Raw genomic sequence first — 14,863 nt, forward strand, 5'->3', positions numbered from 1 at the left:
CGCTCATTTTTATTTAACTGACGATGCTTCGCGACGTTCGTATTTTAAAATCGGTTTCCGAGCAGCGAGCGTCTCATCCATACGTTTGACGACCGTCGTATGCGGAGCCGTCTGAACGATTTCCGGATTTTCTTCCGCTTCTTTTGCAATTTGAAGCATCGCATCACAGAAAGCATCGAGTGTCTCTTTTGATTCGGTTTCAGTCGGTTCCACCATGATACACTCTTCGACATTCAACGGGAAATAGATGGTTGGTGGGTGATAGCCGAAATCAAGAAGACGTTTTGCGATATCGAGCGTACGAACTCCGAGTGCTTTTTGTCGTTTACCTGACAAAACGAACTCGTGTTTGCAATACGTATCGTACGGTACGTCAAACGCATCTTTTAATCGAGCGAACATATAGTTGGCGTTGAGTACAGCTTCTCGCGAAACACGCGTCAACCCTTCGGCACCCATCGTCTTGATATAGCTGTAAGCCCGGACATTGATTCCAAAGTTCCCATAGAACGGTTTGATTCGACCGATCGAGTGTGGACGGTCGTAATCTAGACCATATCCATTTTCCGTCTTAGTTACGATCGGGGTCGGCAAGAATGGAATCAAATCGCGTTTGACACCGACAGGACCTGAACCTGGTCCACCTCCACCGTGTGGACCTGTGAACGTCTTATGCAAGTTTAAGTGGACGACGTCAAAGCCCATGTCTCCCGGACGCGCGATACCTAGGATTGCGTTCGAGTTCGCGCCGTCATAATACAATTTTCCACCAGCTTCATGGACCACTTTTGAAATCTCAAGGATGTCTGCTTCAAATAGTCCAAGTGTGTTCGGATTCGTAAGCATGAGCGCCGCTGTATCCGCTCCGACCTTCGCTTTTAAATCATCCAAATCAACGAGTCCACGATTGTCCGATTTGACCGTCACTGTCTCGAATCCAGCAACTACTGCAGAGGCCGGATTCGTTCCATGGGCAGAATCTGGGACGAGAACTTTCGTACGAGCCGTATCCCCGTTGCGCTCGTGGAATGCTTTAATCAACATGAGACCCGTCCATTCACCATGCGCTCCAGCTGCGGGTTGCAACGTGACCTCGTCCATACCTGTGATTTCAGCGAGTTGCTCCTGTAAGTCCACCATGAGTTCAAGTGCACCTTGAATCGTTTCCGCCGGTTGCAAAGGATGAATATGCGCAAACCCAGAAAGGCGGGCCATGTCTTCATTCACTTTTGGATTATATTTCATCGTACACGAACCGAGCGGATAAAATCCTGAATCCACACCATGGTTTCGAGTAGACAGAGAGGTATAATGGCGGACAACATCGAGTTCAGATACTTCCGGAAGTTCCGCTGCCTCTTTTCGAATCATCGTAGCCGGTAACAGTGTCTCGAGGTCAACCTCAGGGACAGTTGGTGTCGGCAAGTTATATCCTGTCCGTCCTTCACGTGACACTTCAAAAATTAGCGTTTGTTCGTGTTGCATCATTTCATCCCCCTAACCACTTCGACAAACTGATCAATCTCTTCTTTTGTACGTAATTCCGTCGCGCAAACCAACATTTGTGTCTGACGTTCCGCTTCGTACGTCCCAAGCGGTAGACCACCGATTATCCCATGATTGAGTAACTGACGAGATACTTTATCTGCGTCATGTGCGAAATCAACAACAAACTCATTGAACATTGGACCTTCATCAATGATTGAATACCCTGCCGACTTCAACGTTTCTTTCATATAATGAGCGGTTTGAATGTTACGAACGGCCATGTCACGAATTCCATACTTTCCTAAAGCAGACATCGTAATCGATGCAGCCAATGCATTAAGTGCTTGGTTCGAACAGATGTTAGACGTCGCTTTGTCACGACGGATGTGCTGTTCACGCGCCTGAAGCGTCAAGACGAAACCGCGTTTCCCGTCCTCGTCGACGGTTTGACCGACGAGTCGTCCTGGTAGTTTACGCATCAACGACTTTTTCACCGCGAAGTAACCACATGACGGACCACCAAAACTTTGCGGAATACCGAATGGTTGTGCATCTCCGACTGTAATATCCGCACCGAGTGCACCTGGTGATTCTAAAATGCCAAGTGCGAGCGGGTTACTCGATACAACGAAGAGGGCACCTGCCTCGTGTGCCTGTTCCGCTAATTTCTCTAAGTCTTCAATTCGACCGTAGAAGTTTGGGTATTGCACGACGAGACATGACGCATCCGTCAAATCGAAATCAGATAGATCCGTTACACCATTCACTACGTCTGTGTATTCGACTGAAAGACCAGGCCCATCAGCGTACGTGCGAATAACATCTTTGGCTTCAGGATGAACTGCTCCTGAAACGACGACACGTTTTTTCTTCGTTTGAGCACTAGCTAAATACGTAGCCTCGGCAAGCGCAGTGATTCCATCATACATCGATGAGTTTGCGACATCCATACCTGTCAATTCACAGATCATCGTCTGAAACTCAAACATTGCTTGCAGTTCACCTTGTGAAATCTCAGGTTGATATGGTGTATATGCTGTATAGAATTCAGAACGCAAAAGCATATGGTTCATTACGGTCGGCGAAAGGTGATCATACATCCCTGCTCCAAGGAAGCTCGGGTATGATTTCGTATGCTTGTTTTTGTCAGCCAATTTCGTCATATGACGTACGAGATCAACCTCGGGAAGTGGTGAGCCGATTGCCGCAAGTGATGCTTTTTCACGAAGCGATTCTGGGATATCCGCAAGTAGTGTCTCAATTGAATCGACTCCGATTGTCTGCAACATGTCTCGCTCGTCTTGTTCAGTCATCGGTAAATAACGAAATTCCATTCTATTCATTCTGAATCCCCCTGTTTCATTTCGTCCGTTTATAGAAAGGTGTCGGTACACGTTCCGCTTCAATCTTCTTGCCACGAATATCAATCACGAATCGTTCTTCATCTTTATAGCGTGCATCGACTCGTGCCCACGCAATCGATTCATTGACCGTCGGAGGCATCGTACCGGTCGTGACGACACCTACCACATCCCCATCGACTTCGACTTGCGCTCCTTGACGAGCGATCCCTCGACCGAGTAATCTCAAGCCTACTAATCGAGTCGGAATGTTCTCTTTTTGAGAGACAAGCGCATCTTTCCCGATAAAATCCGTGTCTAACTTAACAGCAAAGTTGAGATTCGCCTCAAACGGTGTAACCGACTCATCTAGCTCATGTCCATAGAGCGGTAAGCACGCCTCAAAACGAAGTGTATCTCGTGAACCTAGTCCACAAGGGATCACGCCTTCTGATTCAAGAGCTTCCCAAACGGCAGAGATTCCTTCAGCCCGAGCATAGATTTCGAAACCATCCTCCCCTGTATATCCACTACGTGAGATAACAGACGGGACGCCTGCCACATCACCGTTTATAAACTTGAAGAACCCGATTTCCTTGAGTTTTACATTTGTGATTTTTTGAAGAATTGTTTCTGCGTTCGGTCCTTGGATGGCAATTTGACCGTACCCGTCAGACTCATTTGTCACAGTCACGTCACCATTGACGTACCTGCGAATATGCGCTTCATCTTTTTCGATATTCGAGGCGTTGACGACGAGCCAATAGGCGTCCTCATCTAAGCGATAGACAAGCAAATCATCCACCACTCCACCATCTTCAAGGCACAGAAGGTTGTACTGAGCTTGACCAACTTTAATTTTCGAGACGTCATTCGTCACGAGGTTCTGTACTTGTTCAAGTGCGTCTGGTCCCTCAATCCGAATCTCTCCCATGTGAGATACATCAAACATCCCCACGTTTTGACGCACAGCCAGATGTTCTTCCTTAATCGAAGAGAACAAAATCGGCATTTCGAATCCCGCAAAATCAACCATCTTCGCCTTCGGTTCAATCAATTCAAATAAAGGCGTACGTTTCAAAGTAACCCTTTCCATAATATCCCCCAATCCCGAACATAAATGATATTTTGTTTGAAATCTTTCGCTTTCCATTTCACTTTAACAATTTTTAATCTTTCTGCATAGTTAAAAAAGAGAAAAAGAAAAAGGATGAAAAACGAAAACGTTTTCATCCTCATTATTTCATATTTTTGTCTCGGTGGAAACGTCAGAGCGTTCGATTCCCGCCGTTCGTTTGATTTCATGCGTCAGCCCAACCGCCGCCTGCTTCAACTCGATTGATTCGTCTTTTGCCTTAACTCCGAAGTCCTTTATTTGAGTAATAGATCGGTTGACCGCATCCACATGTCCTTTAATCTCATTGACTTGCTGTCCAATCACGTCTGCTCGAATGTTAAACCGTTCCGTCAATCGATTCAACCGACCGATTTCTGACTTCATCTGCTTTTTGAACAAGAGATAACCATAGATGCCAAGACCGATTAATGACAGTACAATAATTGCGAGATTGATCCAAATCATGCCTTTCCCTCCTTCAAACGGATAATGTGTTCAGCGATGTCTTGAGGTGTACGTGACGCATCGACCGACTCGTCCGCTTCCCGATACAACGCGTCACGTCGTTTATATAATGATTGAACTTCTACTTGTCCTTTTTTCACGAGTGGTCGATTAGAATCCTTGATGCGTTCCCAGCAGTCTTCAAACGGCAGATTCAAATGAATCATCGTGCCACGTTCGCGCATCCAACTTATGTTTTCAGGACGTTCAACTACTCCGCCACCTGTCAAAACGTAATCAGCATCCACTCGTTGCAGTGCCTCTGTTTCGACATCACGAAACGCCTTCTCACCATATCGGTCAAAATATGTAGCGATGTCCATCCCAGTCATGGCTTCGATTACCGAATCAAGGTCCGCCACTTCACCAGATTCTTTGAAAAAAGAAAGCAAGGTAGACTTACCTGTACCCATAAACCCTACAATGTAAAACGGTTTGTCATTCATAAGCCATCACCTCTTTATGCCGTTCACCGGATATCAATACCATCTCCACTTCCGTTCGATTCGGTGCAATCGGACGACATGTCACCGTCCCCGTCGGTTTAGTGAGTGTTACTGGTTGATTGCCACAACGTTCTTTTGCCAACAACAAGTGGGATTCAAAACGTATGGCCAATATCTCATCTGAGATTCGTCTCGTCGTTCGTTCAATATCAGTATACCAAAATAACGCGGCCCCAAGTAGCCATACAACGATTGTCAAGGTGACAATGAGGAAGAATCCTCGTTCATACACATCACGTGCCGCTCTCTTTTGAACGACGAATCGGTCCATGAAATTCGAAATCCTTTTCCAATCGATTCGACATGATACTGATCGATTCCTCTTAAAAATAGCAAGTTCCCCCCTCCGTCTCCAACCATGACCAAATTCCCATTCAACTGTTTAATCGTCCATGGCCATACCTCATCATCCGACTTAACAAATTCTCCTCGTAAGCGACCGGCGTCTACACGGCAATTTTCACTGTTTATCAAACGTCGTACAATCAGTTGCGGTGTCGTATGATGATTCCATTTAGGCTGTTCGTAAAGCTTTTGACCAAGCAGCATCAATTCCGCTAACAATAAGATAAATATCGGAAGAATCAGCAATACTGCCGTCATCTCAATCATAGTAAATCCTTGTTCACAACGTCGGCAAACAGAATCCTTTTTCACACACTTGCTCGCGACCAGACGGTTCAGCAGCTTCAAGTAGCACCTCTCCTTGTAAACGTTCATAGGTGAACAACGTTTCACTCATTCGGTCGATCCGCTCGTTCCCCTGCACGACAAATGATGTCAAAATGAAGACCCATCCCATTATCACTGCTAGACTTACACTCAATTCCCATAAAGAAAAACCCGCTTCATTCCTCCTCACGAATAATCACCTCCGGCTCATACGTTCCGATTCGAAATTTGAGCGTCACAGACGTCTTTCCACTTACAAACTTCCATTGCCCTGCATAGGAAGCCGTTGCTTGTGAAAATGTCAAAGTATTATACGTCGGGAGATATAGAGTTATTCCCGATGGTACGTCTACCTCTCTAATTAACGTCAGACCACACACGATCAGATAGGTTTGCTGTTGGGATATCCAAATCAACTTCGGAACACAACTCCCATTTTCAGAAATATAGGGGTACTGCCCCGCTTCTTGAATATTGGCAACTAAGGAATCTGTGAAATCATAGAGCTCTAGTCGCTCAAACGGTTTTGCTACCGGGATACTGATTAGTAGGAGAAACGATAATATAACAAGGACCCATGTTATTTCGACGAGTGTATATCCTTTCATCGCTTTATGAGAGAACCATCAAGAGGTGAATATGTATACTCTGACGATTGACAGCTGTATACGAGTGGGTCTGTTGAGGAGTCGCGTTTTATCACTTCTAATGTTGCAGGGTAAGATTTATGCTCGGCATAGTATAAGTTGATTTCTGACTCGACGATACGTACACTGCCTTCACAACTAACTTGGTCTGCCCGCGATTTCCCTTCTGTTAGGGATGGGACGAGTAATAAGAGCAGAACCGATATAATCAAAAGGACAGCCGCCATCTCAACTAGTGTGAATCCATGTTCTTCCTTCATTTCCTTTTCCCCCTTCATAATTGAGCCATGATGAGCTTGACCGGTAAATACAATGTATAAAATAAAACTGCAATCATCATACTAATTACGCCATACAATATCGGCTCCACTTTTTCAATCAAACTACGACTGTACAGTTCCATTTCTTCGAATACAAGTTCTCGGTGAAGCGACATGAGTTCACCAAGTTCACCACTCATCGCTCCTACCCCTAACAGACCGACGACCTCATAATCAATAAACGGCTCACATTTCACGGCGGCTTCAAGACCTTCTCCATCTGACATGCGACAATGGATTCGTTTAGCCATCTTAGCCATCTCCCCATCTTCATCTGCTAGACGACTGATGATCTGCCTGATGTTCATTTCAGTATTTTGGAGTAGTGATAACTCACTAACAAATACATACGTCAAATACAGCGTCTTTCCATGGTTCCATGTGTAAAAGGGAAGCTCAATCCCTCGTCGATACATTCCGAACATTAGTGCCCCAGACGTTAAAACTACACAAAATAGTGTTGGGAAGAACCACCGTGACAATAGAATCGAAGCTACACCATTTTGCAACGAGACATCGACCATTCCCATCAGTTTCGGAAAAATATATAGCGCGTAAATCATCCCTAGAGAAAGGAGAATAAAAAAAATGATCAATGGATAGCGAATCAATCTTTTTAATTCTTCTTTCAGTCGTTGACGCATCTCCAACACTAAGACGACTTGATGTAACCCATCAATAAACCGACCACTTCGCTCTGCCGTGTTCAAAATCTCTCGCATTTGCGGATTAGTGATGATTACCGAGAACACTTCAGCCAAATTCGTACCTGTTTCAAGTAACGCCCTCATATCCCGAACCTTGTCTTTTTTCGCTCCTTTTTCATGGTATTCGAGTGTTTCCATCGTCACTTTCAGTGACACACCTCGGGATTGCAATCGCAGAAAGCGGTGAATCAATTGAATCGGAGGATTCATTGATGAGTTGCCCATTCACAAGTCACCCCCTGATTCCGGGTCAGCACACACCAATGTCTCTGGATGGAAGTCTTCCCAAGTAATTGCTCAATTCTTCTCTCTCCATCTTGAATGGATGCTGTATGAAAGGTGGTGATCGTCAAATGTCCACTTAGTGCCGCATCGTATGCGACAGTCAACTCTTCAACGGTTCGTACTTCCCCAATCACGATAATGTCCGGATCCGCCCTCAATGTTTCTTTCAATAATTGTCGATGGCTTAGTCCTGCTTTAGTATTCACTTCCAATTGAATCACCCCGTCGACCATTTGTTCAGGAGGGTTTTCAATGGTAACAATCCGTTCTTTTTTTAAATAATTTAACAATGCATACATCACTGTCGTCTTACCCGCTCCTGTAGAGCCACCAATAAATAAAAGTCCGTTTCGTTCTCGTGAAGCAGTCATTTTTTGTAAACGTTCCACATCTTGTGATTGCAATAATTGAGGGAGATTGAACGTCTGATGTGGAATCCTCCATGACATCAACGTTTGCTCAAATGAAGGAAGAAAAGTCACACGAATTACTTCTTGATTTAATTCGTATACGCCTGACTGAGGAAGCCGTTGATTCGTTTCAGGTAATGAACACCAATAGCGCATATGCCACGTGAGTCGATTGTATTGACCTAAGTCCATTGACTGAAATTCGACTAATCTCATGGCTGATCGGACTTGAACCTTCACCCGATGAGCATCCGGTAAAAAATGAAGATCGGTCGCACCGGCTTGCCGGGCTGCGACCATCAGTTCTTCAATGAATTCTTTCATCTCGTTCACCTCGGTTCAAGCATAAAAAAAAACCCACTATGTCGAAAGTGGGCTTGTCTTAAGAAACTTGAACCGAAACCGTATTATGGCGACGCGCATATGTTTCGATTGAAACCTTGTCATATCCGACAATCACTTCTTTTCCATCCGTTAGAATCGGACGTTTCAACAATTTCGGATTTTCGCTCATCAATTTGAGTAGTTCGCTTAACTTCAAATCTTCTACATCAACGTCGAGTTGCTTGAAGGCTTGACTTCTCGTCGCTAAGAGGGAATCAACACCTTCTTCACTAATTGCAAGTAATTGTAACAACTCATCAACAGTCGGTGCATCTCTGAAAATATGACGTTCACTCACTTGAAGCTCTTGATCCTGTAAAAACGCTTTCGTTTTTCTACAAGAAGTACAGCTTGGATACGTATAAAACATTAGTTCTGATGACATTTTTATAATCCTCCCTCATTCAACTTTTTACTTCGTTCAGTTTGTATAAGTTGATTATACACTTATATACCCACTTTGTATATGTTTTGTACAACTTTATTAAAAATTTGTACAACTTTTTTTATCAGAATGATTTCACATATTTTTCACGATTATTTTGCGCAATTCTCACGTTTCCATAGCATTTTTTCGAATGTGTTGGTAAAATAGTGAATGAGAATGGAATAATGCACGCATGGGGGGATTAACATGGCAAGAATGTTTCGTGTCCTAGGCTTTTGGACTGGGCTAGTGGCGGCACTTGCTTTCGTAGGCGCACTTGGCGGCGACCAAAGTAGTAGTGAACATACTGGTGACTTTATCGTTATGGGACTTGTCTTCTTAGCACAAACGATTTTCTTTGTCGCTCTAGGTTACTTAAAGTTAACTGAAAAAACGTATGTATATGTCTTTGGGGCGTATTTGACAATTTTCTTCGTTGTCTTTACGTATTGGAGCAACTTCCAAATGTAAAAAAAGATTGTCTCACCGGAGACAATCTTTTTTTACTGTTTGAAGAACGGGTTTGTCCGCTTCTCATCTTCTAACGTTGTCCGAGGACCATGTCCAGAGTAGAGAACTGTCGAATCAGGGAGCAATTGCTTCATCCGATCGATTGATCCCATTAACGCCTTTTGATCCCCCCCGAACAAGTCGGTTCGTCCAACAGACTGTTTAAATATCAAATCACCACAAAATGCAACTTCTTCATCCTTCATGTACAAGACAACACTTCCCGGGGAGTGACCCGGCGTATGATAGAGCCGGAATGCGATGCTCCCAACGACCAGCATATCGCCTTCGTATGTCTTTTCTGCCGGTTTCATTGCCGGAACTGGTAGATTGAATGCGGCCGCCCCATTCTTTTCTCCATCCGTCAACCAACTTGTTTCAAAACGGTGCACGTATACGGGTATTTGATAGTGCTCACGAAGTGCATCAATTCCACCGATATGATCAAAATGCGCATGAGTTAATAAAATCGCAGAAGGTTTACCGAAATGTTCGATCACTTCAAAATACCTTGGATCATCTGTTCCTGGATCGATTACAATGACAGTTCCGTCTTTTTCAAGAACATATCCATTCTCTTGTGCTAAGCCAGACGTAATCTTCTTAATTTGCATTTGATTCATCCCCTTCTTGTTCAAAACAATATTGTGGCAAAATTGTATCGATGTCAACCTTTGCTCGACAGCGCCCCAATAATCGGATAAAATAATAATGATATTTCAGTGAAATTTTTATGAATTTCATGACGTATAATTAAAGGGGGAACTCGTCATGCATTTGTATGAACCGTTCGGATGGATTTCCGTCATCGTCGCCATTGTGGCTGTATGGGGAATGCTTCGTTCATTCCAAAAACGCCAATTCTTTCCGCTCGTATTTGCAGCTTTAACTGTACTCGTATTCGGATTCTTTGGGATCGCCACATTGATTTACGGCGGAATTCCAGGTTAATGATTTGCAGCAAGAAATCAGCAAGCGACTTCGGTCGCTTTTTTTGTGTCAAAAATCAACCTGATGTACAGTTTTCGATTGACTCATCTGATTCATTTTTAAGAAAAGGATAGAAACACTGTCCTCTACAAAAAAAGAACCAAATCACATAAAGTGATTCGGTTCTTCATCAACTAATCGCTTATTCTTTCGTCTGCTCTTTAAAACGGAGTAAGTCAGAATAGATTAAATCATCGTTCATCTGTAATATCTTTTCCGCTTCCTCTGTGATCGGACCACATAGTGACGTGTCTTCTACAACTTCACCAGATGTAGCATTATAACATGTCGATTGTGTCCAGACATATTCATCCGTCACGACCGTACCATCACGGAAGATTGCACGACTGTTTCGGTTTTCTGAGAATAAATCATTCCCGAAACCGATTGTGTCCGACGTATCGATTCCAAGTAAATGCAAGATTGTCGGTTTCATGTCAACATGACTTCCGATTGTTTCATGCACTTCACCATTCTTCTGATCCGGTAAATGAATAGCGAATGGTACTTGTTGTAATTTCGCAACATCGAAAGGTGTTAATTCTTCTTTTCCAAGCAACTCTGCCATTGCACTATTGTGGTTTGTTGAGATTCCATAATGATCACCATAGACGACAAAAATCGTGTCATCCCACATATCGTTCTCTTTTAATTGTTCAATAAAGAGACCGAGTGCATAATCTTGGTACGCAAGTGCTTGCGGGAAATTATTCAATGTTGTCGAACTTGTTTCAAACTTTGGAACGAGCTCATAGTCTTCACTTGGCATCGTATATGGGAAGTGGTTCGTTAATGTAATGAACTTCGCATAATACGGCTCTGGTAGTTCTTGGAGCATTGGAATAGATTGCTCGAAGAAACTATCATCCAAAAGACCCCATTCTGTCATATTTTCTGGATTCCCAAGGTCATAACTCTTCTCATCAAAGAACTGATCGACCCCGACGTTTTTATACATTTGATCACGGTTCCAGAACGATTTATTGTTCGCGTGGAACACAGCTGAATAATAATTATCTTCTTTGATCATCTCAGAAAGTGCTTGGTATTCATTATCGGCATTTGTAAAGTATACGGCACCACGTGGAAGACCGTATAGCGAGTTATCGAGTGCAAACTCAGCGTCCGAAGTCTTCCCTTGACCAACTGTGTGGTAATAGTTCGGCCAGTAGTGAGACTCCTCAATCAGTTTGTTTAAGTTTGGGGTGATATACTCTCCGTTTGGCGCCTTCATGTTATGTGTGAAGTTCTGTGCCGATTCGAACGAAACGACAATGACATTCTTCCCTTTATACTTACCGAACAAATCTGGATTCGGTGCAGCATAATTTTGACGTGTGAACTGTTCAATCGTCGCAAGCTCTGATTCATCAGCCATCGCTTTTTGAGCCGATGTTTTCGTTTGGAGCATCGCATCGTATACATGGAAGTTGAAAGTACCGATGTTTTTCACGAGTAGTTCACGGTCAAATGAACGAGTCAACAATTCAGGACGTTCTGTTTCTGCGAGCGAAAGGTTGAACAAGAATACTGACACAGCTACAACGAATGTGACGAGCGCACGTCGGTGTGAGGCAGCGTTCTCTTTCATGTTCATCCGCCATAAGATGAATGGTAAGACGAACACATCACCAAGAACGATTAAATCTTTCCATTCAAGAAGTGAAGTGAACGAAGTCGATAACGTTTCCATGTTCGACGGTTGCATAATGACAGGCATCGTCAAGTAGTCCGTGAATTCCCGATAATACACGGCATCTGCAAACAAGATAAACGATGCAATTGCGTAAAGCGTGTAAAGCACCCATTTTTGTTTGTTCCCTTTAAAAAAGAAGTGGAAGGCAAACAAGAATAGTGTCGAACTGATTGGGCTAATCAGTAAGATAAAAGCTTGTGCAGTGTTTTCGATCGGAATGTTGAAGAAAAATTGATAGACGATATACGTCTTCGTCCAAAGCAATAACGTAAAAATCCAAAATAGACGATATTCTTGAAACGAAGCGCGGACCGTGTCGTTCAGTCTCGTTGATAGCTTCGAGAAGCGTTGAGATGAATTCATCTGACGGTCTCCTCCTCTTTTCAGTTTTCGGCATGGGTTTATTTAGCCATTATTTTTTATATTTGTTTACATATTGTACAATTCGGATTGAATAGTACAGATCCAGTATCAAGTTCAAATCTTACTCCTTTTTTAATAAAAAATCAACTGTGGCGTTACAAATTTTACAATTTACCATACCCTTTTCCATAATAAAACACGCCTGCAAAGTGCAGACGTGCTCGTGTTATACGCGTGTTGGAAGGAAGTGTTTCCGTGCTAGCCAAGCACATCCGATCACACCGGCATCATTTTCAAGTTCTGCAATTTTAAACGACGTCGACTCGTATACGCGTTCGAGCGCGAAACGTTTGAATTGAGCATCAAGTGGTTCGAGTAACGCGTGACCCGCTTTAGAAACGCCACCACCGATGACAATCATTTTCGGGTTGAGTGTGTTTGCGATATTTGAGATAGTCAATCCGAGATATTCGGTCATCTCATCGATTACTTCTGTCGCAATCGAGTCACCGGCTTTATATGCCTCAAACACGTCACGCGCTGTTACGTCTTTCAATTCATTCAACGTGGTGTCTTGATTTTTTCGCTTCTGTAGGGCTAAACGTGAAATACCGGTCGCAGAGGCAATCGTTTCAATACATCCAAGACGACCACAACCACACTTAACAGCCTTATTTTCATCTCGCTCCACTGTAATATGTCCGATTTCTCCAGCCATGCCCGCTGTTCCGTGAACAATATTTCCATTTGTGATTACGCCACCACCGACACCCGTTCCGAGCGTGATTGCCAATAGTTCAGATGCACCTTCACCGGCACCTTTCCACATTTCACCGAGGGCTGCTGCGTTTGCATCGTTTTCGAGAACAGCCGGAAGTCCAACCGCTTGTTCGAACTCACTGACAAGGGCGAAATCTTTCCACCCGATGTTCGGCGAGTATTCGACAACTCCTTCCGAGAAGTTAATGAATCCAGGCGCTCCAATCCCCGCACCCGCGAAATCCTCTTTTTTCTTCCCGGATGTCTCAAGATATGTTTCAAAAGACGTTGCGATGTCCTTTGGAATATGTACACCATTCTCCCGAATATCCGTTTTGACTTCCCACTTATCAGAAATGATGCCGTTCATGTCTAAAACAGCCATCTTCACCGTTGTACCACCGATGTCGATACCTAATAACCATTTCATACCGTTCACTCCTCATCTCAACTAAATCGCTTTCATTGACTAGTGTACACTATTATCCCCTTAGTGCAACCCTTTGCACTAAGGGGATTTCTGTCAATCTATTGAATTTTTCAATTCGTGAGTCAAAATGATTTTGGCCGTATCATAAACGCGTTGTTCGATGATGCCCCCTTCATACATTTCGTCTAGTTCCATCATCATGAGTGAGATTTCAGCATCCCGCTCCCCAATATAAATAATGGTCCCGAACGATTTTAAAAACTGTTGGACATCATAAAAATTTTTCATGCTTCTTCCTCCATCGTTGTCAATACATAACGATACAACAAATCACGTGTCGCTTCCATTGATGACGTGTGTGTCCGTTCATAACTATGACTTGATTCGATCCCTGGGCCAATCAATGCATGTTTCACATCATAGCCTGCACGAATAGCAGCGGACGCATCTGAGCCGTAGTACGGATAAATATCTACTTTATAAGCGATTTCATGTTTTTTACAGAGAGACGTAAATGTTCTTCGAAGTTCGATATCGTATGGTCCCGAAGAGTCTTTGGCACAAATCGAGACAGTATACTCATCTGAATGTTGTCCATCCCCAAGCGCACCCATATCAACGGCAATGTATTCTACGACGTCTTCCGGGATGCCCGCGTTGCCTCCAAACCCGACTTCTTCATAATTGGAAATCAAGAAGTGTACGGTGTGCGGTAAGTCATAACGGACCAGGTCTTTTGCGAGATCCAATAAAATGGCGACAGATGCTTTATCATCCAAATGGCGTGATTTCACGTATCCTGAAGACGTCACCTTGAAGCGGGGGTCAAACGAGACAAAGTCACCTACTTCGACTCCGAGTGCTGTCACGTCTTCCCGCGAATGCACCTTTTCATCCAATCGAACTTCAATATTCGAAGCAGAACGTTCAGCTGAGTTCGTGTCCTTATAAACATGTACACTCGACTGATGGATGAGGATCGTTCCCTCAATCGCATCGCCTTCTTCTCGATGAATGAGACAATTCTCACCTTCAATCGCTGTCCAAGCGTATCCTCCAACTTGCGTCAAACGCAAGCGTCCACTCGGCAAGATATCTTTAACCATCGCACCTAACGTATCAACGTGCGCCGTCAAGAGCCGCGCCTCTTTTGAACGCCCAGGAAATGTTGCAAGTAATGCCCCTTTATGTAGCCGAGACGTGCTGACATTGAGTGCTTGTAATTCTCGCTCTGCGAATCGAATGGCCTCTTCCGTCATCCCAGACGGACTCGGAATGTTTACTAATGTTTTTAGTGTATCAATCATT

19 protein-coding genes are annotated in these 14,863 nt (G+C 43.8%); 2 read left to right on the forward strand and 17 right to left on the reverse strand.

What is annotated here, in order from left to right; translation table 11 throughout:
• Nucleotides 1–9 precede the first annotated feature (9 nt).
• From gcvPB to KNO98_RS03480, 12 genes are all read right to left on the reverse strand, one after another.
• On the reverse strand, nt 10–1,485 hold the full coding sequence (gene gcvPB, locus KNO98_RS03425; protein ID WP_371742741.1) for an aminomethyl-transferring glycine dehydrogenase subunit GcvPB: 1,476 nt from the start codon (nt 1,483–1,485) through the stop codon (nt 10–12).
• Nucleotides 1,485–2,822 carry an aminomethyl-transferring glycine dehydrogenase subunit GcvPA gene (gene gcvPA, locus KNO98_RS03430; RefSeq protein ID WP_214699941.1) on the reverse strand — a complete coding sequence of 446 codons (1,338 nt, stop codon included), beginning with the start codon at nt 2,820–2,822 and terminating at the stop codon, nt 1,485–1,487. Before gcvPA ends, gcvPB begins: the two co-directional genes overlap by 1 nt.
• A 25-nt stretch (nt 2,823–2,847) precedes the next feature.
• Nucleotides 2,848–3,924, reverse strand: a complete 1,077-nt coding sequence (gene gcvT / locus KNO98_RS03435; protein ID WP_214698975.1) for a glycine cleavage system aminomethyltransferase GcvT — start codon at nt 3,922–3,924, stop codon at nt 2,848–2,850.
• A 147-nt stretch (nt 3,925–4,071) separates the two neighbouring features.
• Nucleotides 4,072–4,410 carry a hypothetical protein gene (locus tag KNO98_RS03440; RefSeq protein ID WP_214698977.1) on the reverse strand — a complete coding sequence of 113 codons (339 nt, stop codon included), beginning with the start codon at nt 4,408–4,410 and terminating at the stop codon, nt 4,072–4,074.
• Nucleotides 4,407–4,895: a shikimate kinase gene (locus tag KNO98_RS03445; RefSeq protein WP_214698979.1), complete on the reverse strand. Its 489-nt coding sequence runs from the start codon at nt 4,893–4,895 to the stop codon at nt 4,407–4,409. Before KNO98_RS03445 ends, KNO98_RS03440 begins: the two co-directional genes overlap by 4 nt.
• Nucleotides 4,888–5,226 carry a hypothetical protein gene (locus tag KNO98_RS03450; protein ID WP_214698981.1) on the reverse strand — a complete coding sequence of 113 codons (339 nt, stop codon included), beginning with the start codon at nt 5,224–5,226 and terminating at the stop codon, nt 4,888–4,890. The genes KNO98_RS03445 and KNO98_RS03450 overlap by 8 nt, the downstream gene beginning before the upstream one ends.
• Entirely contained in the window at nt 5,151–5,612 is a 462-nt protein-coding gene (locus KNO98_RS03455; RefSeq protein WP_353047729.1) for a prepilin-type N-terminal cleavage/methylation domain-containing protein, read from the reverse strand. Before KNO98_RS03455 ends, KNO98_RS03450 begins: the two co-directional genes overlap by 76 nt.
• Entirely contained in the window at nt 5,581–5,739 is a 159-nt protein-coding gene (locus KNO98_RS03460) for a hypothetical protein (protein WP_251125032.1), read from the reverse strand. Before KNO98_RS03460 ends, KNO98_RS03455 begins: the two co-directional genes overlap by 32 nt.
• A gap of 492 nt (nt 5,740–6,231) precedes the next feature.
• Nucleotides 6,232–6,534, reverse strand: a complete 303-nt coding sequence (locus tag KNO98_RS03465; protein WP_034770995.1) for a prepilin-type N-terminal cleavage/methylation domain-containing protein — start codon at nt 6,532–6,534, stop codon at nt 6,232–6,234.
• Nucleotides 6,535–6,548: 14 nt separating this feature from the next.
• Nucleotides 6,549–7,526 carry a type II secretion system F family protein gene (locus KNO98_RS03470; RefSeq protein ID WP_214698989.1) on the reverse strand — a complete coding sequence of 326 codons (978 nt, stop codon included), beginning with the start codon at nt 7,524–7,526 and terminating at the stop codon, nt 6,549–6,551.
• Nucleotides 7,508–8,320 carry an ATPase, T2SS/T4P/T4SS family gene (locus KNO98_RS03475; protein WP_214698991.1) on the reverse strand — a complete coding sequence of 271 codons (813 nt, stop codon included), beginning with the start codon at nt 8,318–8,320 and terminating at the stop codon, nt 7,508–7,510. Before KNO98_RS03475 ends, KNO98_RS03470 begins: the two co-directional genes overlap by 19 nt.
• 58 nt (nt 8,321–8,378) lie before the next feature.
• Nucleotides 8,379–8,765 carry a Spx/MgsR family RNA polymerase-binding regulatory protein gene (locus tag KNO98_RS03480; RefSeq protein WP_034770992.1) on the reverse strand — a complete coding sequence of 129 codons (387 nt, stop codon included), beginning with the start codon at nt 8,763–8,765 and terminating at the stop codon, nt 8,379–8,381.
• Nucleotides 8,766–9,014: 249 nt separating this feature from the next.
• Here KNO98_RS03480 and KNO98_RS03485 point away from each other — a divergent pair, with 249 nt between their 5' ends.
• A complete protein-coding gene (locus KNO98_RS03485; protein WP_012726597.1) occupies nt 9,015–9,278 on the forward strand; it encodes a DUF2626 domain-containing protein in 264 nt (87 codons plus the stop codon).
• Between the two features lie 32 nt (nt 9,279–9,310).
• Here the strand turns inward: KNO98_RS03485 and KNO98_RS03490 are convergent, their stop codons facing one another.
• Nucleotides 9,311–9,931: an MBL fold metallo-hydrolase gene (locus KNO98_RS03490; protein ID WP_214698993.1), complete on the reverse strand. Its 621-nt coding sequence runs from the start codon at nt 9,929–9,931 to the stop codon at nt 9,311–9,313.
• 157 nt (nt 9,932–10,088) lie between these two features.
• Between KNO98_RS03490 and KNO98_RS03495 the strand changes: the two genes are divergently transcribed.
• A complete protein-coding gene (locus KNO98_RS03495; protein ID WP_026825717.1) occupies nt 10,089–10,268 on the forward strand; it encodes a DUF2759 domain-containing protein in 180 nt (59 codons plus the stop codon).
• A 181-nt stretch (nt 10,269–10,449) separates the two neighbouring features.
• Here KNO98_RS03495 and KNO98_RS03500 read toward each other — a convergent pair whose 3' ends face one another.
• The 4 genes from KNO98_RS03500 to KNO98_RS03515 all read right to left on the reverse strand — a co-directional run bounded on the left by KNO98_RS03500 (nt 10,450) and on the right by KNO98_RS03515 (nt 14,862).
• Nucleotides 10,450–12,366, reverse strand: coding sequence for an LTA synthase family protein (locus KNO98_RS03500; protein WP_026825716.1), 1,917 nt, complete (start codon nt 12,364–12,366; stop codon nt 10,450–10,452).
• 226 nt (nt 12,367–12,592) lie between these two features.
• A complete protein-coding gene (locus KNO98_RS03505) occupies nt 12,593–13,555 on the reverse strand; it encodes an ROK family glucokinase (protein WP_026825715.1) in 963 nt (320 codons plus the stop codon).
• Nucleotides 13,556–13,648: 93 nt separating this feature from the next.
• The gene (locus tag KNO98_RS03510; protein WP_026825714.1) at nt 13,649–13,843 is read right to left on the reverse strand and encodes a YqgQ family protein; all 195 of its coding nucleotides are present in this window, start codon (nt 13,841–13,843) and stop codon (nt 13,649–13,651) included.
• Nucleotides 13,840–14,862, reverse strand: a complete 1,023-nt coding sequence (locus KNO98_RS03515; RefSeq protein WP_214699000.1) for a M42 family metallopeptidase — start codon at nt 14,860–14,862, stop codon at nt 13,840–13,842. The genes KNO98_RS03510 and KNO98_RS03515 overlap by 4 nt, the downstream gene beginning before the upstream one ends.
• Nucleotide 14,863 lies beyond the last annotated feature (1 nt).

Origin of the sequence: Exiguobacterium sp. s57, assembly GCF_018617685.1 — a bacterium.
Lineage (GTDB): Bacteria > Bacillota > Bacilli > Exiguobacteriales > Exiguobacteriaceae > Exiguobacterium > Exiguobacterium marinum.